A 26,906-nucleotide genomic window follows, 5' to 3' on the forward strand; every position below is an offset into this window, starting at 1 on the left:
CGGCTGATTCATGCAATCGCCGTATATTTTTATCGAGATTGATCCACGGACTAATGTCAATCAATTTACTTGGTCGACCAAGCGAACTTAAAGAAAAAGCGATACTCGGACATCCGACTAGCGTCACGGGCAATGAGCAGAGCGCCGCCTTTTTTGCAAGCGAGTCTGATGTTTCTTTAGTGAAATACCATTCAGATGTCGCGAAGTCTTCCTCGGCAATTCTAATAGGAAGAATTTCTATTAATCCAGGAATAAGCGCAGGCTGCATTTTTTCAGAGAGCTGAAGTAGTTCAGCAACGATACCCGGAAAAGCTCCTAAAGGAGAGTAATCAGCCGCGTTAAATCCACTAGCAAGTTTACTTGGAGGGTTGTCGGTGATTTCCCGAATGATTTGACGATGATACTCATCGATGGATGAAGTAGCTTTACAGATTGAATCACGCAGAGATATCATTCGCAGTCACCTCGTCAAGTAACCATCCGTGGGAAGATCGGTTTCATAAATTACCTCTACATTCCCAAGGGTATGATGTAGGGAGACTGTTCTGAAGTTAAATCGAGGCCCCTCAAACCTAAACAAGTTAAACGACAGATGAGATTCCTTTGGCCTCCAGCTGCATCCAGCCGACCCAGCGCTAAAAATCTCAGTAAAGAATGGTTTGCTTGGATCTTTGTTTGGATTTTTGTTTGTGCTATAGATAGCACTTCTAGAAGCAAACACTCGGTGGCTATAAGCATGCTGATGGCCACACAGAACCCCCCGCACCTTCCACCGGGTACAAAGATCTAAAATTCTGGACTGATCGACCATAGTTGATATTATACCATCAGGTCCTCTGTCGTCTATGCTGCGCCTGCCTTTCCTCCCGCCATTGTCGTCGTAGTTTTTGATATGATCGATTTCGACGGAAGACAGTAGGTGGTGATGGAAAACCATGAAAGAAAGAGGGTTGACTGCGTCAGCTTTGTCATGTGCACTTTTCATGGTCATTAGGTGTTTCAGGGGCTCGGTTCCAAACCAGCCAAACTCGGAAACTCTTTGTTCCCGTAGGGCTGTAGAGTCTGCCTGTAAAATCATTATGTCATTCTCGGGCAATTTAAATTTGCGAACGAGCGATATGCCCGGATCCTCATAAAAGATTGCTTTGAGAAACTTTCGATATTCTGTTTCAGCACTCTTCTGTCGATCGGTGAGTGGACTATCATCAGTTCTAGGAGCCTCTTCTTGATTTTTGGCTTGGTAACGACGAACGTCGTGATTTCCCGGGACTACTACAAGGCTATTAGGACTGTTTCCTGTGAGCTCAAAAAGCGCGCCTAGAAAGTTGACTGGTTCTGTAAAATCTCCTTTATCTGGGCCTTGGTCAATCAAATCCCCTGAAACAACAATGGGGCCAATTTCTTTTGGGTCAACTTGGATCTCTGATAGAGAATGTTTGATTCCTTGAAGCAGCGTAATTCCAGATTGCTTCGGGTGACTCTCGCAGTGCCATTGATGATGGCTGCCAAAATGTAAATCAGATAGATGAAGCATGTATAGCTTATCCATCTCTACAAGCTTTAGAACCTGGAGATCCTCTGGGGAATTAAGCCAGTGTATTCCTAAGTCATAGGCGGTAAACTCTCTGAATCTTTTTTTTAATTCATCGATCTGCGTCGTTTTTCTGAGAGGAGTTGACTCGTTGCGTTTTACATTACTTCCGTCGATTCGCTGTATTCCTGTTAACTTAAGCCAAGCAGGGTATTCCTGACCCCTATAGTATGAAGGGGTGTGGTCAGGTTCTGGGCTCATGAAAGAATTTCCATTTTCAGTTCTTACTTCCTCTACTTGGGCCACATAAGCCCTTTGCAAAGAAGAATTAAAAAAACCAATTTCAACTGGCCCGGAAGCTGTGAGCTGCGACAAAGCTTCGATATGGTAAGGAATTTGATCTGCCGGAGCAGTAGAGCGCCACCAAGCCCACCAGCAATACCCTGCAATTTCGATCACCTTGCAATGCTCCTGAATAGTGCCATCGGGAGCAGAACTCATATTGCGATCGCTAAATTTCATCACAACAGGGAGAGGTTCTTTAGATGAAGATTCTTTCGACATATGAAACCTATCCGATCTAAAATCAAAAATTACACTTACCTGCAAAATATGCAATACGTTGTTTGGCGAATAAAGCTGGTGTCAAAAATCGGCTACGCTTAAACTCCGTCCTGCTGGGGGTGGTGCAATGTTGACAGCAATTGTTCGGATGGAACTACTTTAGAATTAATCTAAATAGTTCCCTGCTTATTGCATCTCAGTATACCACTCCCACGCCATCCCGTAGTACAGCCCGCCGTAGGCGTCGTGGAAGTCCGCGGTGATGGTGTTGTTATGGCTTGTCAGGGTGAGGGTACGGGTGTGGTGGGGGTCGTCTGGGGTGCCGGGGCGTTCTAGGGCGGTGAGGCCGTGGAAGGCCCAGGCGTGGTGGGGTTGGGGTCCAAGGAAAGTGACATCAAAGCGGACGAAGCGGGTGGGCTCGTGGAACGCCAGGCTTTCTTCGGTCAGCCAGTAGGGCTCCTGGGGATCGGGGTTGCAGATACGGAAGGCTAAGTCGTAGGTGTGGCCGCGACGCATCGGGGTGTGGTGCCAGAACTGGTGTTGCCAACCTTCAGAGAGTTGGTGACTACGGACCTGCCAGTGAGGACCAAGGGGGATAGGAGGTTCGGGGTAGCTCATCACCATGGTGACGTAGGCCACGTCATCGAATAGAGCGAACAGGCGGTAGCGCTGGATGGACTCGAGGTGACGACAGTCACGGACGAAGGTGGAGACGTGAACGGCGTGCTGGACAAAGCCATTGTGGTGTTCGGGGATACGAATCCCGGCTGGGGATTTCGGGTACCAGCCGGTGAGGAGTTGCCGGAGAAGGCGCTCGATGGCGGCGCTGTCGCGGTCAGCAACCGCTTCCCGACCGATCCCTAGCCGGTGCCCTGCTGCGCTGCGTCGTGCCGCCAAGGTGGTGTTGGTGGTTGACGGATCGAGATTGAAGACTTCCAGCAGCAGTGTGGCGTCTTCGTCGTGGAGGGAGTAGATGGCAGAGATCAGGCGTTCCTTCAGAACTGACTGGGGCTCGTGGGCGCTGTTTGTGCCGCCGCCGAGGATACTCACCAAGGCTGGGCGAGAGGCCAGGCGTTGTGGGGTGTAGCCACTGCCCTTACGTAGGTACAGCAGATCTGCTCGGACGTCTTCTGGTTGGAAGCGTGGCATGGCCGGTGTAGTCACCCCCTTCCTAGTTTGGCCGGGTACTGCTTGCGTCTGAGGGATTTACCCCGACGTCACGTTGAGGCGTCTTCCAAGGCGTCTCTATCCCCTCGGGCTCCAATTCTGCCTCGGTTTGACTCCAACTCTGCTCGTGGGTCTCGTATCCGGAGCTGGCGGCTCCTAGCGTCGAAGACATCCCCTGAGGGTTGCTTCCCAAAGTGAACGTTTTCTACAGGCAGAAAGCGGGCATCCCGGGGCGAGTGGAAGGAGTTATGTCATGTCAGATCTCATCCCTACGTCTTCTGCCACTACTGGTGGTTTGGTTTCTGGCGGCGGTGCGCCGTCGGTGTGGACGGCTCAAGGTCGGGCGTTGTCTCGGCTGGTGGCGAGTAGTGAAATGCAGGTGGCCCGGTTGGCTGCGGCGGCACATGTGGAGTCGGCCAAGCTGGATGCGCTGGATCACGTGACTCAGCGGGCTATGCAGGGCGCTGCGTTGGTGGCGCAGTTGGAGGGCCAGCTGGCGGAAGCAGTGCCGGCGGCGGCGTTCCGGCTGGCGCAGATCGGGCAGGCCCACACCCTGGCCATGGTCGGTGAAGTTCACAACTTCTCCCGGCGGGTCCAGTGATGACCCCGTTGATCTCCGCTGCAATGCTGCTGGATTTTTCCGGCATTGTGGGTGCATTGCCCAGCTGGCTGCTGGTCGGTCTCGTCGTGGTCGGCGCTGCCGGAATGTGGTGGTTGCTGGCGGGTCTTCGGAATATGGTCGAGGCCCGCCGGCGGGAGAAGCAGCGCTGGCGTATGGCGGCCACGCAAACCTTGGCCGAGGCTCGTATTCAGCAGGCCACTAGTTTGGCGGTGAGTCAGCTGTTGGCGGCTGCTGGCAGTGAGCTCACCGATCCCGGAACTCGGGAACGTGGCCGCCATGGCTGACCTTCCGTCTTCCCTCATGGACAAGCTCTTTGGCTGGTGCCTCTCCCTGTTTCTGGCGGCGCTGGCGCTTTACGGGGCGGTACAGCTCATCTGCGCTATCTGGCCGGTGCTGGTCATCTGCCTGATCGTTTGCGTGGTGGCTGTGGGGATAGTGCGGCTGGTCGGATGGCTGGCGCGGTGCTGGTGGGGATTGTAGGTGTCGTGTATTTCACAACAGCAGTTTTCGTGTCCCGTAATTGCTGTTGTACCAGGGATGTGACCTGTCCGGTCGGGCGTAATGTGTCCGACCGGACGGTTGCCCCCGAGAACGTATTCCGTCATAAATCGAGGGGTAGACCAGCGCGTGTCGCCCCGGTGTTTTCATCTCGAATCCGAGGTCCAGGGTGACGCGGTCACACGCGGCCTGCGGAAAGGAGGAGTTCATGAATAATATCACTAACCCTTCGAACCGGACTGGTCGTGTGCCGTCTGTGTTCCGCACCATTCTGGCAGATCCGCCCTGGGATATTGGGCAGAAGGGTCGCCATGGCGCATCGGCGCATTATCCGGTAATGAGCCTGAAGCGAATCAAGCGGTTGCCGGTAGCTCAGCTGGCGGAGGCAAACGCGCATTTGTATCTGTGGGTTATCAACGGAGGGATCCGTGAAGGAATCGACGTCATGGAGGCGTGGGGTTTTACCTACCGGTCGCCGCTGACGTGGATCAAACCGCGGATGGGCTTGGGGGCTTACTTGCGGAACCAGACGGAGCATCTGCTGTTCGGGACGCGCGGCCAGGCGCCGGTTAAGTTCCGTGGTCAGGGGACGTGGCTGTACGCCCCAGTGCAGGAACATTCCCATAAGCCGGAGGAACAATACGCCATTATCCAGCGACTGTCGGATGGCCCCTACCTCGAGTTGTTCGCCCGTCGTCGCCAGCCGGGCTGGTTTGTCTGGGGAAACCAGATTGACGCTGACATCCAGATCCCGGGATATTCGGTGCCCAGCGATACGACACCGCGAGACGGAGGTCAGCAATGACTAATCGTCAGATCAGGCGTCGCCGTGATCGCCAGCCCCGCCGGATTCGTGTGCGCACCAAACGCCGCGACCAGATCGACTACGACGCACTGGCCCGGGCGGTGCTGGAACAAGCCGCGATGGATGACCACGATGCACGCGCTGCCACGTCGGACAGAGCTGCCGCGTCTCATTCCAACTCAGAACGGAGTGCCTCATGATCAGCTGGCGGCAGATTCATTGGCCACGCCCGCTGTCGATGGCCGGGTCGGTGGGTTTGTTGACGCGACTGGCCAGCGATGACCGGCGCGGCGCGGTGGTGTGGGAGGCACGGGCCGAAGCCGGACGAGTGCGGTACCTGCTGGGTGCTGAGACCGCGGATGTGCTGGAGATCGAGAGTCTGCTCGCACCACTCATCCCCGGCGTTGTTGTCACCGATCTGAAGCGGCCGCGATCGGAGGTTGCCCGCTGCGGGCGGGTGCAGATCAGACAGCGCTCATTGGCTTTGGCGCTGGATGGCAGCGAACAGATGGTGACGGCGCTGCTGGCGGCCCTGGCCAGTGCTACCGCTACCGATGACGTATTGGTGGTGCAGGTGGTGCTGGGTGCGGCGCTGGCGCCGGAGATCATCACCGCAGCCACGGAGGACCCGACGATGCCGTTGTGGCGCAAACTCTTTTACGGTCCGCAGCCGGCCAGCGCCGAGGTGCGTTCTCGGATGCGCGGTAAATGCGACCAGTTCCGATTCCGGGCAGTGGTGCGGATCGGTGCCTCGGCGGCCACGCCGCTGCGGCGTCGTCTGCTCGTTTCGCGGGTGCTGGCGGCCTTCTGTCAACTACAAAGTGGTGGCACCCGGGTGCGGCTGGTACCGGATCGACCGGATGCCATCGACAATGCGTCGGCGCCGCTGTGGCTGCCGCTGCGCTTGACGCCTGCCGAAGCGTTGGCGTTTGCGGCCTGGCCACAGGGCGAGGCCGAACTGCCCGGGTTGCCCGCTGCCCATCCCAAGCCCGTCCCGCCACCTGTCTGTTACCACCCGCCTGCTGAGCGGGTGTTTGCGACCAGCACGGCACCAGGTACCAGCCAGCCGATCGGTATCGCGATCGGTGATGCCTGTCGCCATACCCATATTCTCGGCCCGACCGGTACAGGTAAGAGCACCCTGCTGCTGCACCTGATCAAGGCGGATCTGGCCGCTGGGCGTTCCGTCGTCCTGATCGACCCCAAGCGCGATTTGGCGATGGACACCCTGGCGCTGATGCCGCCCCAGCGCCACCGCGACGTGGTGGTGATCGACCCGATGCTGCATCACCCGGTGGGTATCAATCCGCTGGCCACGACGCCAGAACGCCGCCCGCTGGTTGCCGACAGCCTGCTGGCCCTGTTCCGGGGGCTGTTTCCCTCGGCGTTCGGGCCGCGTACCTCGGACGTGCTACATGCCTCGCTGCTAACCCTGATGCACGCGCCCGATGCCACCATCGTCCAGCTGCCCCAATTGTTGACCGATCCCGGATTCCGGCGGTCGTTGACTAAGCGAATCACCGACCCGGTGGGGTTGGGATCATTCTGGGCACAGTGGGAGGCGCTGAGCCCGGCCCAGCAGGGACAGGCCATTGGGCCGGTCATGTCCCGGCTGCGCCAGTTCGTGCTGCGTCCCGGGCTGCGGGCGGTTCTTGACCAACCGCGTCCCCGGTTCCAGCTGTCGCAAGTGTTTCGGACACCCACCGTTCTCATCGTCACCCTGAACAAGGGGCTGCTGGGGGAGCAATCGGCGGCGTTGCTGGGCTCGTTGGTGGTCAGTCAGCTGTGGCAGCTGAGCCTGGCCCAAGCCGCGCTGCCACCCGAAGCCCGGCGGCCAGTGTCACTGTTCCTCGATGAGGCCCAGAACTTTCTCAAACTCAATGCCGACCTGGGTGAGGCCCTGGAGCAATCCCGCTCGCTCAAGGTTGCCTGGCACCTGGCGCATCAATTCCGACGCCAGATGCCGCCCGAACTCATGGCCAGCATCGACGCCAACGCCAGAAACAAGATCGCCTTCACCCTCGACACCGCCGACGCCGCCAGCCTCGCCAAGGACGGCGCCCTGGCACCAGAAGACTTTGCACAGCTCGGCCCATACGAGATCTACGCCTCACTGCTCTCGCGTGGCCAGCAGACCGGTTGGTTCTCCGGCCGTACCCTGCCGCCACCCAAGCAATGTGCCTCGCCGGCAGCCATCATCGCCGAGAGTCAAGCCCGCTACGGTCGCGTGACCGACGAGCCACTGGCACCACACAGCGAGCCGGTCAACCAGCGAAAAGACATGGACGACGAGCCGTTTGGGCGCACCGATCTGGAGGCCTCATGAGCGGCTATCGCCTGAGGCTGGGTCATCCGCTCTCCCGTCCGGTCGCTACTCCGGCCGCAGCAGTCAACCGCTGCATATCACCGCGGTGGATGGGGCGTATCGCCGCGATACGGGAGACGACTGTCATGCATCATGCATGTGACATCCACCGCCTGCGAACCGGGACCGTGGGGAGGCGCCGATGATCAAGCAGCCTCGCGTCAGCCGCTGCGATCTGCATCAGCTTGCGGATCGCCTCAGCCAACGAGACTGGAACATCCTCCACTTCATCAACCGCCATCGCTACGCCACTACCGGGCAGCTGCGCCGCCTGTACTTCGCGACGCACGCCACCCAATCTGCCGCCACTCGGGCCTGCACCCGCGTCCTCGGGCGACTGCTCAAGTTGCGGCTGCTCACTCAGCTGGAGCGACGCATCGGCGGCGATCGCCATGGCTCGGCTGCCTTCATCTGGTGTCTGGACGTGGTGGGGGAGCGATTGCAGCGTCTCGCAGACGGCAAGCGACGGCGCTTCCATGAACCTTCGTTTTTGTTCTTGCAACACAGCCTGACCATCACCGACATCCACGTTCAACTGGTCGAGGCCGAACAAACCGGCTGTTTCAACCTCACCCAGGTCGCCATCGAGACCGAAGCCTGGCGGCCCTATCTGACGCCCCACGGCGTGACCACCCTCCTCAAGCCTGACATGATGCTTAGCCTCGCCAACCACGCCTACCGCGACTACTGGTACCTCGAGGTCGACCTGGCCAGCGAATCACTTCCCGTCCTGATGCGTAAATGCCACGCCTACGAGGACTACCGTCACACCGGCCAAGCCCAGCAAGAACACCAGGTCTTTCCGCGGGTGCTGTGGGTGATGCCTACCCCGGAGCGCATCACCCGACTCAAAACCGCTATCGCCGCCGATCGGAGATTACCCGACCGACTCTTCGTCTTCACCACCCCAGCGGCGCTCATTCCCACACTCCGAGAACCGCCGTAACCAAAACTTCGATAACGCCAATTCCTCAACCATCTCGAAAGGAGGGCTATGTATCTATGAAAATATATAAGCCGCTTGGGCAAGTAAGTGATCCTGGTAGGCAAATCCGAGTTCCAATTCAGGGAATGGGCGTGGCTGGAGCTGCCTCAGTAACATCTATAACATTGCCGAACGAGGCAGCAGATATTGCTTTTCTTGATGGTAATTCGCTTGCTGCTGGCTGTCGGAAAGCATTGCTCGCCCCGCGGAGGCTGGACTTTTTCGTCCAAGAGAGCGTCAATAGAAGAAGGATATGAGTCAAAATCAGGCAGAAAGGAGAACGCCACATGTCACCAAGCAGCCCACCCAGCCCCGTCACGACACCGTTCAGGCGACGTCGCCGAACCTCCCTCGGGGACTTCAACCAACTTCTGGGTCTGGACGGCGTCGTCCCCTTGACCAGCGGCGACATTCCCGAAGGGTCGGAGGCGGTGCTGTACCTGCGGGTGTCGACAGCCCGGCAGATGAACACCGCCATCGACATCGACGAGGACGGCAACTCCATTGCCACCCAGCGTGAGGTTGGCACGAAGCGCTGTCGTCGCCTGAACGCACCCATCGCCCGCGAGTTCGTCGAGCCGGGCAACTCTGCCCAGTCCATCGCCAAACGCCCGGTCTTCCGCGAGCTGCTGCGCTACGTCGAAGCCACCCCGCAAATCGGCTACGTGGTGATCTACATGCGCTCCCGCGCGTTCCGCAACTACACCGATGCCGCCATCGCCAAGCGCGTCCTGGCGGCCATGGGCGTCAAGCTCATCTCTGCCAAGGAGGAATTCGGTGAGGGGTACATGGCTGATGCCATGGAGGCCATCACTGACATCATGAACGAGGTGCAGGTCCGGCAAAGCGGCGAGGACATCTCGAACAAGATGCATCACAAGGCCCAGAACGGCGGCACGACCGGGCGGGCCAAACTTGGTTACTTGAATGTGCGCAAGGACTTCGACGGGCGGTTGGTCAACACCATTGATATCGACCCAGAACGCGCACCGCTGATTCGGTGGGCGTTTGAGCAGTACGCCACGGGAGAGTACAGCCTGACGGCGCTCACCGATGCTCTAGAACAGCAAGGACTGACCACTCGACAGACGAGTCGTTGGCCGCAGCGGCCGCTGTCGCGCAGCCAGTTGGCGGCGATCCTGCGTGATCCGTATTACATCGGAAAGGTGACGTTCAAGGGAGAGATCTATCCCGGCCGCCACGAGGCCTTGATCAGCCCTGAGCTGTTTGAGCGGGTGCAGCGAGTCCTGGAAGTACGACAACACCGTAACCAGCGGGACTGTCGCCATAGCCATTTTCTGCGTGGTTTGATGCAGTGCGGCCGCTGCTACGGGGCTGGCCGGGCTAGTCAGTTGATCTATTCGCGGCCGGTCAATCGTGCTGGGCGGGTGTATGAGTACTACACCTGCACCAATCGTGCTGGTTGTGGTTTGCCGCACCTGCCGGTCGCGGAGGTTGAGGATGCCTTGGCGCGTGAGGTCACTGCGCTGCGCATTCCCGTCGAGGAGGTTGCAGCGCTGCGGCAGCGGGTGGCAGATAGCTTGGAGCATCATCAGGCCACGGAACAGGAAACCAAGCGGCGGTTGAAGAAGGAGCTGGGCCGCCTGGATGTCAAGGAGGAACGGCTGCTGGATCTGGCTGCGGACGGTGGGCTGGTCGGTAAGAAGCTACGTAAAAGGCTCCGTGATCTTCAGACGCGTCGGGCTGTGGTTCGGCAGCAGTTGGAGTGCACTGATGAGCAGCTGCGTCGTGAAGCCGATACCGTGCTGGCCTACCTTGACCTTCTGGCTGACCCTGGTAGGTTTTATGAGCTGGCCAGTCCGGGGGTGAAACGTAAACTTCTGACTGCTTTCTATGCCCAGATCTGGCTCGATGATGACCAGCACACCCTTCAGCCCGTTGCTGAGCCGAGGGAGATCGTGACTCGACTCCACCAGGCGGCCCGCTGTGCCGGGGGTGGAATCCAGAGCTCTTGCCCCGCGGCTCGGACGGTGTCCCACCACGTCGAGGGTGGGTCACTGAGGTCACGTAGCAACGTGAAACTAGCCAAAGAGAGCGAAAACATGGCTGACGGGGCCGCGTCCGTCGAGGCGGCTGTTGGTTCGGGTGATGTGTCTCTCACCCCTGTTACATCGACAAAAACGCCCCCGGAGCGGAACTCCGAGGGCGCGTGTTCGAACAAGATGAGTGTGGTCGGGGTGAAAGGACTCGAACCTTCGACCTCACGGTCCCAAACCGCGCGCGCTAGCCAACTGCGCCACACCCCGAGAAGCTAATCTCGATACTCACTCCGCTCCATTCTACCACACTTTACACATTAAATACAGCAATAATTAGTGATTTCAGTTAATATATAATTGTACTCTCTCATTATCATGCCTAATACTAATCACACCACCCACACAACTCACCGCCGACAAATGATATATCTCTATGCCATTGTCTGCGTGTATCTCATGTTGCCTATCCTCATTTGCATCGGTGTCATTCCTTGGAATATGAAATTCGTGGCACTTATAGTCGGTGCAGTGATGATGTATATATTAATGCGAATTCTCGGCAATACGCATAGTGACATCGGTATTACGCGGCAACGTACCATCTATTCGCTAAAAACCGTGCTGCCGATAACCATAATCCTCATTATCGCGGCTGGGCTATTCCTGCTCCTCGAAAAACCTCGATTCTCACCAACCGAAGGAATAGGGTTTTATGTATTTTATATTCTCATCTCGTGCCCGGCGCAAGAATTGTTATTCCGCGGCATCCTCAGCCGTATGCTGCAAGAACTACGGCTACACCGGGCGTTGGAGCTTGGCGTAGCAGCCGCCCTTTTCGGTTACGCACATATCATCTACGGCGATATGCTCACTGTTGTTGTCATGAGCATCGTCGGCCTTTTCTGGTACCGAGCGTACCAGCGCTCATCAAACCTCATCGGCGTAACGATAAGCCACGTGGTACTTGGTGTGATGACGATTGCTCTAGGGATTATCGATTAATATTAGCCATCCTCTTTTGTTTAATGGTCAATAAGATGGGGGATGGATTGGCCAGAGCCACCTCCCGGGAAGGAATTGTGGGATCCCCCAGGAGGGATTGAAGTCTATGTGCATTCAGGACTTTCTGAGGCCTATGGAGTTGATGAGACTGTCGGTATGGATAAAGTAGTCTCGGAGGATAATATTCGTAGAGCCAGGGCATGCCGGGAGATTGGTGATCAGATTGAACAGGGGCTCATTGACAAGAAAGAGGGTTACCGAAGGATCGGTGAATTGCTTTTAAGTCGCGACCACTTTTTCACCTCAGAAGAAGAACTCGCCGAGCGAGGAATCAGTATGGCAGCCCTGATCAAGATCGCAGAGCGCAGAGATGATCCGGTAGATGATGGGTATGGTGGCTATTCTACTGGGGATTCCGCACATGAATAATGCGCCAAACCAATCTCATCAACCTCGACCGAAGCAATCCCCGTGTCTGCTAATGAGCGGAGTTCCTCTCTTGTCTTTGCTACGGGGTTGGTAGTAAGGAAGGCTATCCTCCCCACATCACCTGATTCACCAGCCATGAGGGCTTGAAGCGCGTTCACATATCGTCCCCTCATCGGATGCCTTAGAGGCAGTTGACGAACTTGAACGGCCAGCAATGCCGCTGCTGCCAGTAATCTTTGGTCCCTCTCGTGCTGCGGGTGAGGTGACTCTACGGTTTGGCCAGGGATCTGGTCATCAATGTCAAGATTATCAGGGCGCCCCTCACGGCGTGCCTTTCTCTTAAGGCTGCCTCCTTCGACGATGGGCACCCTGAAACACTTACTATTCTCGATGGCTGCATGACGACGCTCGGACCCATTGGATTCTCTTCGGGGGTTATAGTGGTTCTTCCTTTCATTTCCCAGCTATTATTACACAATTCACATTAGTCTTCAAGGGCACAATGTCTGCCTTGGCAAACTAGCTGCTTCAGGGTAAGATATATCGTATGAAATACACGAAACCATACGTTCCACCGACGCTCACCGTTGATGCAGTGATATTTCAGATTAGTAACGACACTCTAGAAGTCCTGCTCCTAAAGCGCCCCAATGAGCCTTTCAAGGGTGAATGGGCGCTACCCGGCGGATACAACGCCAAAGGTGAGACGACGATAGCCGCACTGAGACGTATTGTTACCCAAAAAACAGGCGTGGATGTCGAAAGTGACTTGAGCTACATTGAGCAACTCTACACCTTTGACACAGTTGACCGTGACCCACGAGGACATGCTGTATCAGTGACGTACCTCGGGTGTGGACGCGCTATCATGCTCGACGAGGCGACGTCACATGCAACATTTTTTGATGTACATAATCTACCGCCGCTGGCTTATGATCACGCCAGCATTGTTGAATACGCCAGAGAACGACTGATCGCCAAGCTAACATACACGAATGCTGTGTCGGCATTTCTGGGGCGGCGTTTTACCCTGACCCAACTACAGAACGCCTATGAAATTATCTTTGATCGTGAATTTGATAAGCGTAATTTTCGCAAAAAATTCCTCAGCCTCAACCTCATTCATGAAACCAACGAGCTGTGGCGTGACGGCGCACACCGTCCAGCAAAACTATACGAATTTAATTCCCAGAATCTCGAGACGTTATCGCGGAGCTTTGATTAGCTAATATCACCAAGCCAGGGGCAGGATAGGGTATCGATTTTTTATATTATTTTACCAATTAGTGTTGACTACACAATAACTAGTTGCTAGACTATACAGTAAGTGTAGTTTATACATTAAGTAAGGAGGTAATCTATGGAAACAGTAAAACCAACTCGAAATGTACTTGTTGCCGTTGATGTGCAGCATGATTTTATCGATGGCAGCCTAGCAGTTGCCGAGGGTGAACAGGTCGTTGCCCCGCTCAATACCATCGCCGAGACGGTGCGGCACCATGATGGACAGGTAGTTTTTACTCGCGACTGGCACCCTGCTAAAACACCACATTTTAGTAATTTTGGTGGCCAGTGGCCAGTTCATTGTGTCGCTGGCACAACCGGCGCTGCCTTTCATGATAAGCTTGACGTGCAGCCCAATGATATTATTATCAATAAAGGCATGGGTCAAAGTGGCGGGTACTCTGGCTGGGAGGGTCAAAGTGACACGGGCGAGACGCTGGAGACCATCATCAAACCACGAACACCTCGCGAGAAGGTTAAAGTATTTCTCGGCGGGCTCGCAACTGACTTTTGCGTCAAAGCGACTGCACTGGATATTGCCAACAACTTCCGAGACGATGCGCGAGTTTCAATCTATCTACTGCGAGAGGCTATCCGTGCCGTCGGACTCACACCAACTGACGAAGAAGAGGCCTTAGCCGCCATGAAAGAGGCCCGCGTCCTGGCGGTTTCAACCAGTGAGGCTAAAATGATGATCAAAAGGAGTGTTCAATGAACCGTGAACCTAAATTATCACAGGGACTAGATTATTATAAAGCGACCATGGGGCAGCTGGAGTACGACAAGCATCCTGATGCCGAGGTCACCTTTACCTTGAAAAATCGCACCCCTACCCTGCTATCGGAATTTGTAAGCGCAGAAGAATTACGTGACCGACTCGATAGATTAGCAAATGGCTGGCAGCCCAATGAGATCGCCTATCTCGCCAGCCTACAAAATCAAGACGGCACAGCACAATTCACGCCAGAATACCTTGACTTTTTACGTGACAATCCCCTGCCACCTGTTGACATTGGTTATGATAAGCGCGGCGATTTAGCAGTTAGTGCTACGGGGAAATGGCCGCTGGTCACATTCTGGGAAACAGTGGTCATGAGCGAACTAAACGAATTATATTTCCAGAATAAACTTGCCCGCGAAGGTAGTTCGCTCAAAGAACTATACGCCGAAGGAGATCGCCGATTAAGCGAGAAAATTGGCATGTTACGACATCGCCCAGATATTAAATTCTCTGACTTCGGCACTCGACGACGGTTTAGCTACGACTGGCAGAAACACGTCATCGAGCGTGTTGCCAGTGAACTGCCTGACAATTTCGTTGGCACTTCAAATATTTATTTGGCGCATGAGCTTGGCTTACGACCGATTGGTACATTTGCACATGAATTACCGATGGTTTACGCGGCACTGGCCGACAAGGCTGGTGACAATCCACTGAGTGGTCACAATCAAGTACTCCAAGATTGGCAGCAACTGTATGGCAAAGGTTTATCAACTGCCTTAACTGACACGTTTACGACAGAGTTCTTTTTCGCTGACTTCACGCCGGAGCAAATGGCTTCATGGCAAGCCCTGCGTCATGACTCTGGTGACCCGATGCAGTTTGGTGACATGGTGATTGCATTTTATGAACAACACGGTATTGATCCGCACGAAAAGACGATCGTCTTTAGCGATGGACTGGATATCGAGACAATTATCAAACTGGCTGATTATTTCAAGGATCGTATCAAGGTGACATTTGGCTGGGGCACAACACTGACAAACGACCTCGGGGTTAAGGCGAATAATTTCGTCATGAAAGCCACGGCGGTTGATGGTGTGCCGACAGTTAAACTGAGCGACGTTGAGGGTAAGCACACGGGCCCAGACGATAAAATTGAAGAATATAAAACACATGTAAAAACAGCGATCGGACATCAGGCGTTACGCCAATCGGTTGCCGCATGAGTAACGCAATCAGCTACGCGTTCACCGCCTCAATCTCCACCGACAGCACATCTTTATTCGTCGGTAGATCAGACGTCGGCTCAAAGGTGTAAACCAGTAACTGACCAAACGGCATTTCCACATGGGCCATATCTGCTTCTGGTACGTGGTCGAGGTGCTTCATTAACGCACGGATAGAATTACCATGCGCCACCAATAGAATGTTCTCACCCGCCTGTAATTTCGGTAGTATCTCCCGCTCAAAATATGGCACGACCCGCGCATAAACATCTTTGAGCGTTTCACCGCCCGGTACCGGATAGTCCCAGCCGCGCCGGATACCGTTGAAGGCTTCCTCGCCAATCTCCGCCTTGACTTCCCACTTATTTTTACCGGTCAGATCACCGTAGTCACGCTCGTTCAGCTCGGCCGCCTGTGTCGTTGGTAAACTGCCCTCACCGCACCCCTCAAGCAATGCGTCCAGCGTTTGGTGCGTCCGCTGCAGCGCCGACGTATACGCCTCGTCAAACCTGATGTCTTTGAGTAGCGCGCCTAGTCGCACCGTGTCGGCCCGCCCCTTTTCCGTGAGACCCACGTCCGTCCAGCCCGTCCACTTGCCGAGCAGATTCCATTCACTCTCGCCGTGTCGACTGATAACCAATGTTCCCATCATTCCTCCTCCGTTTATTTTTCCTACGAACCAAATCCCACGAATTGCGTAACCGCCTCTTGACGTTCGTCATCGCCATCAACGATTCGCGTCTCGACATAACCGCCTGGCTGATGATGAGCCCAATGTGGTATCGACCACGCGAATCCTTCATTGCTTGCCAGCACTGCGTCGCGACTCATGAACTGATAGGCATCAATTTCCGACTGCTGCAAGACAATTCGTTCCAATCGCTCATCATCCAGCACTGCCCTGAACACATATTGATGCGCCAGTCCTTTGTCGCTGGAGCGTGACGCCACCGCGAAAAACGAAACTTCCTCCTCAGTAACCACCAGCCCGACCTCTTCCTGGGTTTCGCGAAGTGCTGCCTGTAGCGGCGTTTCGCCAGCGTCAACCATACCACCAGGCAGACTCCAATGCGTCTTGTAATATGCCTTGACCGTGAGCAGCTCGCCCGCTGAATTTTCGATCAGCAGCGCGGCGCTGGCGATCCGAGTGTCCTGCGCTTTCTGCCATTCCTCATACGGTAACCAACCACTTTTTATCATTTTGCGTACTCGATCGCCCGTGTTTCGCGGATAACGTTAACCTTGATGGTACCTGGGTACTGCATGGTCGATTCAATCTTGGTGGCAATATCGCGCGATAACTTAAATGCGCTTAGATCATCAATGTCCTCTGACCGGACAATCACCCGCACTTCACGCCCGGCCGATATCGCATAGGCCTTATCAACGCCGGCAAAGCTGGTTGCTACATTTTCTAGATCACGCATCCGCTCAGCAAAGTTCTCAGCCGAAATATTGCGCGCTCCTGGCCGAGCAGCGCTGGCAGCGTCGCACACTCGCACGATCAGTGCCTCTGGTGTCGTCGCCTCGATATCATCGTGATGCGCTTCGATGGCGTGAACGATCCGCTCATCCATGCCGTATTTGCGCGCTAGCTCGGCACCGATGTGGTGATGCTTGCCCTCGATCTTGTGCGTCACCGCCTTGCCAACGTCATGCAGCAGTGTCGCGATTTTCGTGATGCGGACATCGGCACCAATTTCCTCAGCGATCATTCCAGCCATCTGAGCCATCTCGGTGGAATGCTTCAATACGTTCTGCCCGTAACTCGTTCGGAATTTCAGCTCACCTAGCAGTCGCTGCATTTCCTTCGGGATGCCGACGACGCCCGTCTCGCGCATGGCATCCTCGCCAGCCTGCTTGACTTCTTTATCGATCTGTTTTTTCGCCTTGGCGACGACTTCTTCGATGCGCGCTGGATGGATGCGGCCATCTTTCATCAGCATCTCGAGGCTCAAGCGAGCCACTTGCCGGCGAATTGGATCAAAGCTTGAGAGCACAATCATACCCGGCGTGTCATCCACCAAAATATCGACACCAGTTTCGCGCTGCAACGCCTGAATGTTGCGACCTTCTTTGCCAATGATTCGACCTTTCATCTCATCATCAGTCAGCTTGACAGCCGTGACTGTTCGCTCAGCCGTTACCTCGCTGCTCATCCGCTCCATCGCCGTGAGCAAGATCATCTGCGCCCGTTCTTCGGCATCATCCATAGCCTCATGTTGTAATTTCGACACCAAGCTAACCAGGTCGTTCTTGATATCGCGCTCGGTCATTTGCATGAGCTTGTCGGCAGCATCCTTTTTCTTTAGGCCCGCAATCTTCTCGAGCTTCTCCTGCTGACGCGTGCGAATAGTGCGAATCTCTTCCTTGAGATTGTCAACCTCATCTTCGTGCGTGCGCAGCTTCTCCGCCCGCTTATCTAGTTCGTCCAATTTCCGATCCAGCGTCTGCTCGCGATCCGCCAACCGGCTCTCGGTCTTTTGCCATTCGCGCCGGCGCTCATTTTCGATTTTTAAGGCTTCGTCCTTAGCTTTCAGGACAATGTCGCTGGCCTTACTTTTTGCCTCGGCGATGTCACGCTCAATTTGTGACTTGCCGTTAGCTTGCCTTGTTCGCTGATAGGCGTAAAAACCGCCCACGCCAAGTGCCGCGCCAACCAAGCCGCCAATAACTATTCCTACCATATGATTTCCTTTCTTTTCTGACCAATCGCCCCGGGTATACACCCCGAGAAATGTATCAACGACTAGCCATATTCAACTGATGCAATAAAACGGCCCAAGCCACTAATCTAAAGCCGCCTTACTTTTATTGTACGATATTGCGGATGAAAATACCACTATTTGCGCGGAGCCGTGATGTGAGCTTCGCCGCCATATTCGGGGAGAATAATCGTGTCGTTTTCGCCGCGCTTCAGCCGCTCCAGGCAGTCATCTCGCCAGTGATCGCCACTACTGCCAACGATCGGAACACCGAGTCCCTCCGCCAACGTGTTTGCCACCGCACAGCCAATCCTCAATCCTGTAAAACTACCCGGCCCCCGCATGATGCCGATACCACTGATGTGATGAATATCGCCGGTCTGTTCATCCAAAAATCGTAGCAGCCCTCGGGCCAAACCACGACCCGCTTCCCAAGCCACCTCTCGCCAGGTATCACCCTGAATAATCGTTAAACGGCACGTCATCGTCGATGTATCGAGCAGAATAATCACCCCAACTCCTCGTCCGCCGCGCTGATTGCCGCGAGGAGCGTCTGGCTCGTCGGCCCGCCAGCACTCAGTGTGACACGCCGCGATTGCTCGTCAATTGCTAGAATCCTCGCCGTCAGTCGATCGGCCGGCAGCACCTGCTCGACGGCACCCGCCCACTCAACCACTGTCACGGTCTGTGGTTGCATGGTTACCTCGCGAATTTCCTCCGCCATAATGCCCGCCTCACCCAATCGATAAAAATCATAATGAGCCAGCGTCAAGTCGCCCGGTGACTGGTACACACGGGAAATAGTAAACGTCGGGCTCTGCACCGGTTCAATAATGTCGAGCCCCTTGGCAACACCTTTCGTTAGCGTCGTCTTGCCAGCGCCGATGTCCCCGACCAGCTCAATCACCTCACCACCCTTCAGGTTGCGCCCAATCACTTGACCCAGCCGCTGCATCGCTGCGGTGCTGGTAATAATTTGGTTCATTTGCTGTCGCTGCCGTCAGCTTCGGCCGCAGGGTGCGCCTTTCGGAATGGATTTTCGAACGTTGCTTGTGGCTGCACGACCGGCTCCTTGTGGCGGATCTCTGGCGTCTTGACAACGATATGTTCGTCGGTCACACGAACAATTTGCGAACGATGAATCAGCAGTTCAGTATCGCCAAAACTCTTGAGCAGCGGTCGCCGCACCCGGAGCTGCTGAATGACAAAATTACCGGCCTCCAACGTATAGCCGATGACCTTACCGACCTTATGCTTTTTTTCATCAATGACCTGCTTACCAACTAGTGCGAACTGAAACTCATACACTTCCTTGATCTTCAGGACGTCGCTCGGCATAATCAGCTCGTCCGCCGAATCAATGATCAGACCCAGTGGCCCAATTTCCCGTACATCGGCGATCCGTAGTAAACTCGGCGATTGATCAAGCGTCGGTCCCTCCAGCTCATACGCCACGATCGATAAACTACGCGGGTCGATCACCGCCCGCGATGTCCGTGCCAGTTCCGAGCCAGTCTGCAGGCTCATCACCGGTGCGTTATCAAATCGTTCAGCAGAAATTAGCATACTTCTCACATTATAGCGATATCCACGCTATTCGGCAAACAGGTTCGTCCGCCCCGCCGGCAGACTAAAATTGGTGTTGGCGGTATCGCGTGTGCGGAAACTGTTGATCTGGTCAATTGTCTTCTGGTCAAATCGCGTCGTCTGTTGCTGAATGGTATCTTCTTTTGGATTTGACGAGGCGAGTAGGCTATAGAGCAGGAAAATTGCCACCGATACACCAACCACCACCGTCAATGTATAGAGGATAACGTGGTAGCGATGGAAAAACCGCGATACTAGCGTACCGATTTGTGAAATATCAGGTGAGTTTTTCATCGAACATATACCTCCACTTCCAAGGTTTGTGTATTCACTTGACCTGTCCCCTCGGTCTTGGACATACTGACACTAGCGATCTGCATCCGCATCAAGTTCTGCTCAATCAAATGCATAAACCGAAGCAGCGCCATATAGTCTGTTTTTTCGTTGAGGCGGACTGACACTTTCATGCTTTTTGGCCCGGCAGCGCTGTTTGAACTGGAGCTATTATTCGTACCCGAAGTGCCTGATGAACCCGAGTTTGACTTGGCTCCAGCCGAGCCTGATGTGAAGGTGAACCCAGCGATACCAACACCAGATTTATTGGCGTAGGCCGTGAGGTCATTGATAATTTGGTTCTGGTACTGATACTGCTGCGTTTCTGCTACTAGCTGTTGTGCCTTGGCGACACTATCCTTATATTTCTCCATCTCTTTTTCTAGCCGCGCTAGATTCTGCACTTTAGCATCAACCGCTTTTGCCTCAGTCTGAATTTTAGAAACTTCCTCGGCAGTACCTTGCAGCATAGTGTAGCCAAAATAGACGACCCCTCCCATGCCGACCAAGATCAGTACCAGCGACAGCGCAAAGACGATCCGCATGGTCACCGCCGGTGTCATTTTTTCTCGTTTTCTCTCACTCATTGCTTCGCAACCTCCGGCACCATCGTCACATTAATTGTAATATTGATCGGGTAACCGTCCTTGTTTTCTTTTTCGGCCACCGCCGAGGCGAGATTAACATCCTTAAAGAGGCTTGACTGCTGAAAACTGTCCTTGAGCCGCAGCGCATCGCCATACGTTTTACCGCGTGCGTTGATAGTCATCGGCGTGCCGAGCTTCTTGCTATCTAGCGTCAACGTTTGCAAAATTGTCCCCGACGGCATCGCCTGAGCGATCTTGAGTGCTACCTTTGAATACCGCACATCTTTATCGAGAATCGCCTTGGCAATCTTGAGGTTTGCACTGAACGATTCATAATCCTGCTGAACCTTTTGGTATTGCAGCGCTCGACGATTACCCGTCTCAATCGTCTGTCGAGCAGTTGTCCGAGTGTGCGCCATAATAAAGTAGATGCCCGCTGTCGCCACGATGAGTAAGAAGCCGAGGATCAACGACACCACGCAGTAACGCCACAGTATCACATTTGACCGGCCAGCGATAATCTCGCGTTTAACTTTCGGCGGCAATAGATTAATCATGCCAAATCTCCTCCGCTCGCACTAGCGACAAACCAGCTGCCGTCATGAACCGCGGTCGTAGCTGTTTGGCCGGCGGTGCTAAATTATTAAAGTTCAGCGACTGCCACGGACTGGCCACTCGTGCTGGTAAGGTCAGCTCGCCCGTAAAGTACTCACCAAGCCCCGGCACGCTACTGCCGCTACCAACGATTAGCACCTGTTCAAGGCGCGATTCATCCGGGAAGCGATCGGTGTAGTAGCGAATAACTTTCTGGATTTCACCGATGATCCGCTGCAGGCTCGGCTTTAGTGCCTCGGTAATTTTTTCTTGGCGCGGGCCAGTGTTGAGGCCGTTAAGCACCTTGAATTGGTGCGCTGTCTCAAGTGGTACGTTCATTTTTTTCGCGATATCAAGTGTCAGGGTATTGCCACCAATATTTAGACCACCGGTCACGCGAATTGCCGCATCAAGAATAGCGATATCGGCCGTCGCCGGACCGATGTCAACGATGACTGTCGGTAGCGACCCCTCTTTGGTTCGCTCAAGCAGTCGCGCCACCGCATTGATGCTCGGCTCAATCATCGCCACCTCAATACCGCACGATTCAACAATTGCCAGCTGCTCGTCAACAATCTTTTGCGGCACCGCGCACATCAAGACTGATAAGTTCTCTTTGCCGCGCTTGATAATCTGATGATCAACATAAAGCGAATCGAGCGGCATCGGCACATACTGTTCAACCTCGAGATTCACCGCCTCTTCAATCTTATTTTCCTGCTTGATCGGCAGCGCAAAGGTGCGCGCATACGTCTTGGTCGTTGGCAATCCCAGCACCACGCGGTTACTGCCGAGCCGTCCGACAATATTTTTTTCAAACATTTGATTGATCTTGCCGCAGAGATACTCTGCCCGGTCATCGCTCTCGTCCTTCGCCGGATCCAGCTCAATTGCGCCGTATCCGTGCACCGTCATCCGTGCCATGTCGACTGACATTACCCGAACGCCGGCCTTGTTAATATCAAGCCCGATGATCGGCTTTGACTTGTAGAAAATATTTGCCACTATCGTTTGCCCACATCTCTTCTTTTTGTTAAGTATAGCATAAGCATTTTGAAAAACCAACTATCCCTTAATTTGATTTGCTAATCCAGTAATCGGCATCATCACCGCCGCCGCGATCAAGCCGACCATACCGCCCATAAAGACGATCATTACCGGCTCAATCGTCGAGCTCAAACCGCTAATCGCCGCATCGACTTCTTCCTCATAAAAATCCGCCACCTTGACCAGTACCTTATCCGTCTGGCCCGTCTCTTCACCGACCGCCAGCATTTGGCCAACGATTGGTGGATAGAGATCTTCGCGCTCATTGATAATCCGCGACAAAACCTCGCCATTCTTAATGCGCTTGGCAGCATCAAGCAGCGACTCTTGGTACACCGTGTTACCGACTGCCCGGGCCGTCACTTCCAATGCCTCTAATACCGACACACCCGCACCGATCAGCGCCGAGAAGGTACGGGTAAAACGTGCCACCGCCACCTTGCGAATAATCTTACTGATGATCGGCGCTTTCAGGACGAAATGATGGAACTTAACCTTGCCTCCTGGCGACTTGATATAGCGAAGCAGCGCATACACACCGCCAAATAATAACGGGAAAATAATATACCAAAAACTCACCATAAACTGGCTGATACTCATCAGTATCTGCGTCAGCGCCGGCAGCTCTGCGTCCTCGCCCGCCAGATCCTTAATCGTCTTGCCGATCATTGGCAAGACAAAAATCATCAGGCCAAAGAACGCCCCGATAGTGATGACGATCAGCACCATCGGATAGGTCATGGCGCTCTTGATCTTCTTTTTCATTGATGAGTTCTTTTCCTGCTGCAGAGCCAGGCGCTTCAAAATATCGTCCAAAATACCACCCGTTTCACCAGCCCGCACCATGTTCACATACACATCGCTGAAGGCCTCGGGGTGCTTACTCAGCGCATCAGCGAACGAGGTACCGCCCTCAATCTCCTTGGATACTGCATTCAAAATCTCACGAAAATGCGGACTCTCGGCATGCTGGGCCATTGAGTTGAGCGACCTGAGAATCGGCACACCGGCAGACACCATGGTGCTAAGTTGCCTGGTAAAGCTAACTAGCTCCTCGGTCGGTACTGATTTTTTGCCACCCCCAAAACGAAAACCTTTCTTCTCGTCACCAGCCTCCTTGAGGTCGACCAACCTCATACCCTGAGCTTGAATGAGCTGGATAGCACTGGCGCGACTGCTGGCTTCTAGCTCGCCATTGATCGGCTGATTGTTATTTTTAGTTGCGATATATTTAAATTTTGTCATTTATTGCTCCCTTGTTGCTCTCAAAACTTCCTCTAGCGTTGTCACGCCACGCAGCGACTTGACAAAACCATCCGTCTGCATTGTCACCATTCCCTCGGTAATCGCCTGTTGCTGAATCTCATTACTAGTGGCATTGGCGGTGATCATCTTTTGGATCGGAATCGAAATACCGAGAACCTCGTAGATACCGACGCGCCCCTTGAAGCCGTTATGGCCGCACTCATCACAGCCCTCAGGATTTGGTCGCCATAAATATTGAATCGTCACGTCGGTCGAACCGAGCGGCGTATTGCTACCAATCTTGTCAGCCGCCGCCTGCTGCTCCAATGCGTGTAGTCGCTGCATCGAACCCTGTTTGAGATTAAACATCTGAACGATGTAGGCCAGCTCCCCAGCATCTGGCACATACTGCTGACGGCAGTGCATACATAGCCGTCGCACCAGGCGCTGGCCGATCACCGCCTTGACCGTCGAAGCGATCAAGAACGGTTCAATTCCCATGTCCAATAGACGCGGCAGACAGGTCGCTGCGTTATTGGTGTGGAGGGTCGAGAACACCAAGTGCCCGGTCAGCGCTGCCTGCACACCGAGGTTGGCGGTCTCGCCGTCGCGGATCTCACCAACCATGATAATGTTCGGGTCTTGACGCAGCAGCGCGCGCAGTCCCGAAGCGAAGGTCATACCGGCTTTCGAATTAGTCTGGGTCTGGTTGACCCCGGGAATCTTGTATTCAACCGGATCTTCAATGGTCGAGATATTTACATCTGGCGTATTAAGTTCTGACAGCACACTAAACAGGCTAGTCGACTTTCCCGAACCAGTTGGCCCGGTCACCAGGATCATACCATTTGGTTGCGCCATGGCGTCCTTAAGCGTACTCAGTGACAACCCCCAGTAGCCGAGGCTATCGAGGGCAACCGCCTGGTTGGACTCGTCCAAAATACGCATGACGATTTTCTCGCCATCGGCGATCGGCAGCGTCGACACACGCAGCGCGTATTGCTTACCAGAAACCTTGATCTTAAAGCGGCCATCTTGCGGCACGCGGCGTTCATCAATTTTTAGATTTGACAAAATCTTGATACGACTAACCAGCGCACCTTGGACATTGCGCGGCAACTTATTTACTTCCTTGAGCACACCATCAATTCGGTAACGCACTTGGACAAAATCCTCGCGCGGCTCAATGTGGATGTCTGAAGCACCCGACTTGATAGCATATTCCAGCAGCAAGTTAACCGTCTGGGCGATCGGCGAATTCTCAGAAATCTCCTCCTCAGAGACGTTTTGTGAGTCTGATTCAGCACCACTCTGGATTGACACCACCTCGTCTAGCTCATCAGTGATATTACCGCGATAATTTTCCAGGCAGTCAAGGATATTGTTTTTTGTCGCCAGGAACACCTTGATGTTGTAGCCAATCTCTTTCTGGATGAAGTTCAGCGCCTGCACATCGTCGGGATCTTCCATCGCCAGACTCAAGACGCCGTTATCATCAGCTGCAAACAATACGACATTGTACTGACGGGCGATGTGCTCGGGGATCCGTTTGAGGACGTCATCAGGGATATCCTTTGGCTCAATGGTCACAAACGGCACATTGATATATTCACCAATCTTTTGCCCGAGCTGTACCTCGCTCAGGATTTTGTGCTCCAAGATAATCGTCTGCAATGAATGGTGCGTACGTTCCGCCTCCATCTTTAACTCGGCCAGCTGTGACTCAGAAATTACCTCACCCTGGCGCAAAATCTTCTCAATACTACTGTCAGAAATGCGCATAATTACCCTTATGCTTGAGTATAGCGCATATCGTATGGGAGTTCAATAAAAAGAGAAAAAGTAGTATATGTTACAATATCAGACATGAACGATTCAGTAATTTCAGCAATCCTTTTTGATGTTGGTGGTGTACTTGTAAGTGACTACGACATCCAAAGTGACCTGAGAAACGCCCTGCACAACCCCGATCATTTCGACCAACAATGGCCAAAAGCTTTGCACGACTACGAAAGCGGTTTCATAGACGAGAGCGTGTTTCTACGGAGGCTAGGTTGTGATCATCCATCCCCAGAGCAATACGATCGGCTAACTCGTGGCTTCCGCGATCATCAAGTATACTTCCAAAATGTCATCACATTTGCACGTTCATTGACAACGCATGGACTACAGATCGGTATCCTCAGCAATGCTATGCCGAGCCACTCTGCTATCTTGCAGCAAGCAGGTATTTATGACGGTTTTAGACCATGTCTTTTATCGTGGCAGATTGGTCACCACAAACCTGAACGAGGTGCATTTACATCTGCCCTCTCAGCATTAAGCCTATCTGACCATCCAGAGCACGTACTGTTTATTGACAATCATCAAAATAATCTCGACGCAGCAGCGGCTTGTGGCATGCATACCCTCCTCGCAGTGCGCCAAGCAACACAAGCGCAAACTGAGCAAACGATCATTATGGGAATAACCGATAAACTACTGTCCCTTGGCGTCGTGCTATGATCAGCGATTATCACCCCGCCCGTGCAGCTGCTGGCGGGCTTGGCGGCTGGCGAGCTTTTGGTTGTTCATCTGGGCAACTTCCTCGAGGCTAGAACCGAGCAGGTGCGCCACTGCATTAACATACCACAACACGTCGCCTAATTCTTTGAGAATTTCTGTACGGTCATCGTCTGTCAGTATTCCCTGCTTGTCGCGAACCAGCTTTTTGAACTTTTCAGCCACTTCGCCCGATTCGCCGACTAGCCCAAGCACTTGCGCCATTAGTCGCGCATCAATCTCCCCATACTCATGCGTACCAATCAGTGTCGCGATGGCTTTCTTGGCGTACTCATCAATTGTCATAGTCTCTCCTTTCAATTACCTCATTTAATTCTGCCACAAATTCCTCAAAAAAGAACGGGTCGTGAAAGAACGTCCGTGCTACGATTTGCTCAACCGCTGGCGCTAAGTCATAATCCGCCAATCGATGCGGACGGGCCCACACCAATTCTCTGCCCGCCACGACTTCATCAGTCTCACCATAAAACACGTGCGCCAACGTTGATGATAATATTTCCTTCCCCACAAGGACACGAATATAGCAATCACCCGCGTGTGTCAGCGGCAGCTTATCCACCGCCAATTTCTCGCGCGCCTCCCGCTGAGCGGCGGCCAAGACCGACTCGTCATCAATATGTAACTTGCCATATGGTAGCGTCCAGGTGTCGATATGTGGCTGCTTAGTGCGTCGCTGGAGTAGCACATCGCCATTGGTATTTTGGATGACAATCATAGTAATAATTTTTGGTTGAGTACGAATTTTGAGTGATTTAATACTCACTCTATCAACATACGACAACCCTTCCCGCCCGAGGCAGTATCCATCATCCGTCTTGATGACGAATCCTCGCTTCTTCAATATATTTAAGTGGTAGGTATAGAGATTAGTATCCACTTTTGGCGGCCGCATATCCCGAAACCGTGCATATTTCATATGCATCAACACGCCAAGGATATGCTTCTGGATGTGATGTTCGGGGATAAATTGGTCAATCATAGTTGAGTCAAATTATACTTGCTATTCATACTAGTAATTCTACACTACAATCACTAGTGTCATCA

32 protein-coding genes, 1 tRNA gene and 1 pseudogene are annotated in these 26,906 nt (G+C 53.8%); 13 read left to right on the forward strand and 21 right to left on the reverse strand.

What is annotated here, in order from left to right; translation table 11 throughout:
- Positions 1-460: 460 nt before the first annotated feature.
- Both FBF29_03585 and FBF29_03590 read right to left on the reverse strand, forming a co-directional pair.
- A complete protein-coding gene (locus tag FBF29_03585; protein QJU07754.1) occupies positions 461-2,095 on the reverse strand; it encodes a hypothetical protein in 1,635 nt (544 codons plus the stop codon).
- 186 nt (positions 2,096-2,281) lie between these two features.
- Entirely contained in the window at positions 2,282-3,244 is a 963-nt protein-coding gene (locus tag FBF29_03590) for a hypothetical protein (GenBank protein ID QJU07755.1), read from the reverse strand.
- Between the two features lie 271 nt (positions 3,245-3,515).
- Between FBF29_03590 and FBF29_03595 the strand changes: the two genes are divergently transcribed.
- Together FBF29_03595 and FBF29_03600 are read left to right on the forward strand one after the other, a co-directional pair.
- On the forward strand, positions 3,516-3,863 hold the full coding sequence (locus FBF29_03595; GenBank protein ID QJU07756.1) for a hypothetical protein: 348 nt from the start codon (positions 3,516-3,518) through the stop codon (positions 3,861-3,863).
- A complete protein-coding gene (locus FBF29_03600; GenBank protein ID QJU07757.1) occupies positions 3,863-4,168 on the forward strand; it encodes a hypothetical protein in 306 nt (101 codons plus the stop codon). Before FBF29_03595 ends, FBF29_03600 begins: the two co-directional genes overlap by 1 nt.
- 69 nt (positions 4,169-4,237) lie before the next feature.
- Here the strand turns inward: FBF29_03600 and FBF29_03605 are convergent, their stop codons facing one another.
- A complete protein-coding gene (locus tag FBF29_03605) occupies positions 4,238-4,489 on the reverse strand; it encodes a hypothetical protein (protein ID QJU07758.1) in 252 nt (83 codons plus the stop codon).
- Between the two features lie 101 nt (positions 4,490-4,590).
- Here FBF29_03605 and FBF29_03610 point away from each other — a divergent pair, with 101 nt between their 5' ends.
- Positions 4,591-5,187, forward strand: a complete 597-nt coding sequence (locus FBF29_03610) for a methyltransferase (protein ID QJU07964.1) — start codon at positions 4,591-4,593, stop codon at positions 5,185-5,187.
- A 12-nt stretch (positions 5,188-5,199) separates the two neighbouring features.
- On the opposite strand, the gene FBF29_03615 is transcribed toward FBF29_03610, so the two are convergent.
- Positions 5,200-5,385 (reverse strand): hypothetical protein, encoded by a 186-nt coding sequence (locus tag FBF29_03615; GenBank protein QJU07759.1) that lies wholly within the window; start codon positions 5,383-5,385, stop codon positions 5,200-5,202.
- On the opposite strand from FBF29_03615, the gene FBF29_03620 reads away from it, so the two are divergent.
- The 4 genes and pseudogenes from FBF29_03620 to FBF29_03635 all read left to right on the forward strand — a co-directional run bounded on the left by FBF29_03620 (position 5,384) and on the right by FBF29_03635 (position 9,433).
- On the forward strand, positions 5,384-7,513 hold the full coding sequence (locus FBF29_03620) for a type IV secretory system conjugative DNA transfer family protein (GenBank protein QJU07760.1): 2,130 nt from the start codon (positions 5,384-5,386) through the stop codon (positions 7,511-7,513). The two genes, FBF29_03615 and FBF29_03620, sit on opposite strands and share 2 nt — an antisense overlap.
- Positions 7,514-7,694: 181 nt before the next feature.
- Positions 7,695-8,498 carry a hypothetical protein gene (locus FBF29_03625; protein ID QJU07761.1) on the forward strand — a complete coding sequence of 268 codons (804 nt, stop codon included), beginning with the start codon at positions 7,695-7,697 and terminating at the stop codon, positions 8,496-8,498.
- Positions 8,499-8,554: 56 nt separating this feature from the next.
- Entirely contained in the window at positions 8,555-8,794 is a 240-nt protein-coding gene (locus tag FBF29_03630; GenBank protein QJU07762.1) for a hypothetical protein, read from the forward strand.
- A gap of 30 nt (positions 8,795-8,824) precedes the next feature.
- Positions 8,825-9,433, forward strand: a pseudogene (locus FBF29_03635) (recombinase family protein).
- A 162-nt stretch (positions 9,434-9,595) separates the two neighbouring features.
- On the opposite strand, the gene FBF29_03640 reads toward FBF29_03635, so the two are convergent.
- Both FBF29_03640 and FBF29_03645 read right to left on the reverse strand, forming a co-directional pair.
- Complete coding sequence (locus FBF29_03640) at positions 9,596-10,090, reverse strand: hypothetical protein (protein ID QJU07763.1); 495 nt, start codon at positions 10,088-10,090, stop codon at positions 9,596-9,598.
- A 637-nt stretch (positions 10,091-10,727) separates the two neighbouring features.
- Positions 10,728-10,804, reverse strand: a tRNA-Pro gene (locus tag FBF29_03645).
- Between the two features lie 108 nt (positions 10,805-10,912).
- On the opposite strand from FBF29_03645, the gene FBF29_03650 reads away from it, so the two are divergent.
- Entirely contained in the window at positions 10,913-11,539 is a 627-nt protein-coding gene (locus tag FBF29_03650; GenBank protein QJU07764.1) for a CPBP family intramembrane metalloprotease, read from the forward strand.
- 156 nt (positions 11,540-11,695) lie between these two features.
- Positions 11,696-11,968, forward strand: coding sequence for a hypothetical protein (locus FBF29_03655; GenBank protein QJU07765.1), 273 nt, complete (start codon positions 11,696-11,698; stop codon positions 11,966-11,968).
- Here the strand turns inward: FBF29_03655 and FBF29_03660 are convergent.
- Positions 11,938-12,126, reverse strand: coding sequence for a hypothetical protein (locus tag FBF29_03660; GenBank protein QJU07766.1), 189 nt, complete (start codon positions 12,124-12,126; stop codon positions 11,938-11,940). The two genes, FBF29_03655 and FBF29_03660, sit on opposite strands and share 31 nt — an antisense overlap.
- A 389-nt stretch (positions 12,127-12,515) precedes the next feature.
- Here FBF29_03660 and FBF29_03665 point away from each other — a divergent pair, with 389 nt between their 5' ends.
- The 3 genes from FBF29_03665 (at position 12,516) to pncB (ending at position 15,202) form a co-directional block, all read left to right on the forward strand.
- Entirely contained in the window at positions 12,516-13,193 is a 678-nt protein-coding gene (locus tag FBF29_03665) for an NUDIX hydrolase (protein ID QJU07767.1), read from the forward strand.
- 135 nt (positions 13,194-13,328) lie between these two features.
- Entirely contained in the window at positions 13,329-13,967 is a 639-nt protein-coding gene (locus tag FBF29_03670; GenBank protein QJU07768.1) for an isochorismatase family protein, read from the forward strand.
- On the forward strand, positions 13,964-15,202 hold the full coding sequence (gene pncB, locus FBF29_03675; GenBank protein ID QJU07769.1) for a nicotinate phosphoribosyltransferase: 1,239 nt from the start codon (positions 13,964-13,966) through the stop codon (positions 15,200-15,202). The genes FBF29_03670 and pncB overlap by 4 nt, the downstream gene beginning before the upstream one ends.
- A gap of 13 nt (positions 15,203-15,215) precedes the next feature.
- Here pncB and FBF29_03680 read toward each other — a convergent pair whose 3' ends face one another.
- The 12 genes from FBF29_03680 to FBF29_03735 all read right to left on the reverse strand — a co-directional run bounded on the left by FBF29_03680 (position 15,216) and on the right by FBF29_03735 (position 25,082).
- Positions 15,216-15,854 (reverse strand): 2,3-diphosphoglycerate-dependent phosphoglycerate mutase, encoded by a 639-nt coding sequence (locus FBF29_03680; protein QJU07770.1) that lies wholly within the window; start codon positions 15,852-15,854, stop codon positions 15,216-15,218.
- 20 nt (positions 15,855-15,874) lie between these two features.
- Positions 15,875-16,402, reverse strand: a complete 528-nt coding sequence (locus FBF29_03685) for an NUDIX hydrolase (protein QJU07771.1) — start codon at positions 16,400-16,402, stop codon at positions 15,875-15,877.
- Complete coding sequence (gene rny / locus FBF29_03690; protein ID QJU07772.1) at positions 16,399-17,889, reverse strand: ribonuclease Y; 1,491 nt, start codon at positions 17,887-17,889, stop codon at positions 16,399-16,401. Before rny ends, FBF29_03685 begins: the two co-directional genes overlap by 4 nt.
- Before the next feature lie 155 nt (positions 17,890-18,044).
- Entirely contained in the window at positions 18,045-18,392 is a 348-nt protein-coding gene (locus FBF29_03695) for a hypothetical protein (GenBank protein QJU07965.1), read from the reverse strand.
- Positions 18,393-18,415: 23 nt separating this feature from the next.
- Positions 18,416-18,892, reverse strand: a complete 477-nt coding sequence (gene tsaE, locus FBF29_03700) for a tRNA (adenosine(37)-N6)-threonylcarbamoyltransferase complex ATPase subunit type 1 TsaE (protein QJU07773.1) — start codon at positions 18,890-18,892, stop codon at positions 18,416-18,418.
- Positions 18,889-19,473 carry a hypothetical protein gene (locus FBF29_03705; GenBank protein ID QJU07774.1) on the reverse strand — a complete coding sequence of 195 codons (585 nt, stop codon included), beginning with the start codon at positions 19,471-19,473 and terminating at the stop codon, positions 18,889-18,891. The genes tsaE and FBF29_03705 overlap by 4 nt, the downstream gene beginning before the upstream one ends.
- A gap of 27 nt (positions 19,474-19,500) precedes the next feature.
- Positions 19,501-19,788, reverse strand: coding sequence for a hypothetical protein (locus FBF29_03710; GenBank protein QJU07775.1), 288 nt, complete (start codon positions 19,786-19,788; stop codon positions 19,501-19,503).
- On the reverse strand, positions 19,785-20,414 hold the full coding sequence (locus tag FBF29_03715) for a hypothetical protein (protein QJU07776.1): 630 nt from the start codon (positions 20,412-20,414) through the stop codon (positions 19,785-19,787). The genes FBF29_03710 and FBF29_03715 overlap by 4 nt, the downstream gene beginning before the upstream one ends.
- Entirely contained in the window at positions 20,411-20,971 is a 561-nt protein-coding gene (locus tag FBF29_03720; protein QJU07777.1) for a hypothetical protein, read from the reverse strand. Before FBF29_03720 ends, FBF29_03715 begins: the two co-directional genes overlap by 4 nt.
- Positions 20,964-22,013 (reverse strand): pilus assembly protein PilM, encoded by a 1,050-nt coding sequence (locus tag FBF29_03725; protein QJU07778.1) that lies wholly within the window; start codon positions 22,011-22,013, stop codon positions 20,964-20,966. Before FBF29_03725 ends, FBF29_03720 begins: the two co-directional genes overlap by 8 nt.
- A gap of 60 nt (positions 22,014-22,073) precedes the next feature.
- Positions 22,074-23,300: a type II secretion system F family protein gene (locus FBF29_03730; GenBank protein QJU07779.1), complete on the reverse strand. Its 1,227-nt coding sequence runs from the start codon at positions 23,298-23,300 to the stop codon at positions 22,074-22,076.
- Complete coding sequence (locus FBF29_03735) at positions 23,301-25,082, reverse strand: type II/IV secretion system protein (protein QJU07780.1); 1,782 nt, start codon at positions 25,080-25,082, stop codon at positions 23,301-23,303.
- A gap of 84 nt (positions 25,083-25,166) precedes the next feature.
- Between FBF29_03735 and FBF29_03740 the strand changes: the two genes are divergently transcribed.
- On the forward strand, positions 25,167-25,805 hold the full coding sequence (locus FBF29_03740; protein ID QJU07781.1) for a hypothetical protein: 639 nt from the start codon (positions 25,167-25,169) through the stop codon (positions 25,803-25,805).
- On the opposite strand, the gene FBF29_03745 is transcribed toward FBF29_03740, so the two are convergent.
- Complete coding sequence (locus FBF29_03745) at positions 25,806-26,147, reverse strand: hypothetical protein (protein QJU07782.1); 342 nt, start codon at positions 26,145-26,147, stop codon at positions 25,806-25,808.
- Positions 26,137-26,841, reverse strand: a complete 705-nt coding sequence (locus FBF29_03750) for an NUDIX hydrolase (GenBank protein ID QJU07783.1) — start codon at positions 26,839-26,841, stop codon at positions 26,137-26,139. Before FBF29_03750 ends, FBF29_03745 begins: the two co-directional genes overlap by 11 nt.
- Between the last annotated feature and the right edge of the window lie 65 nt (positions 26,842-26,906).

This window comes from Candidatus Saccharibacteria bacterium oral taxon 488 (assembly GCA_013099015.1).
In the GTDB taxonomy this organism is placed as follows: Bacteria; Patescibacteriota; Saccharimonadia; order Saccharimonadales; family Saccharimonadaceae; genus Nanosynbacter.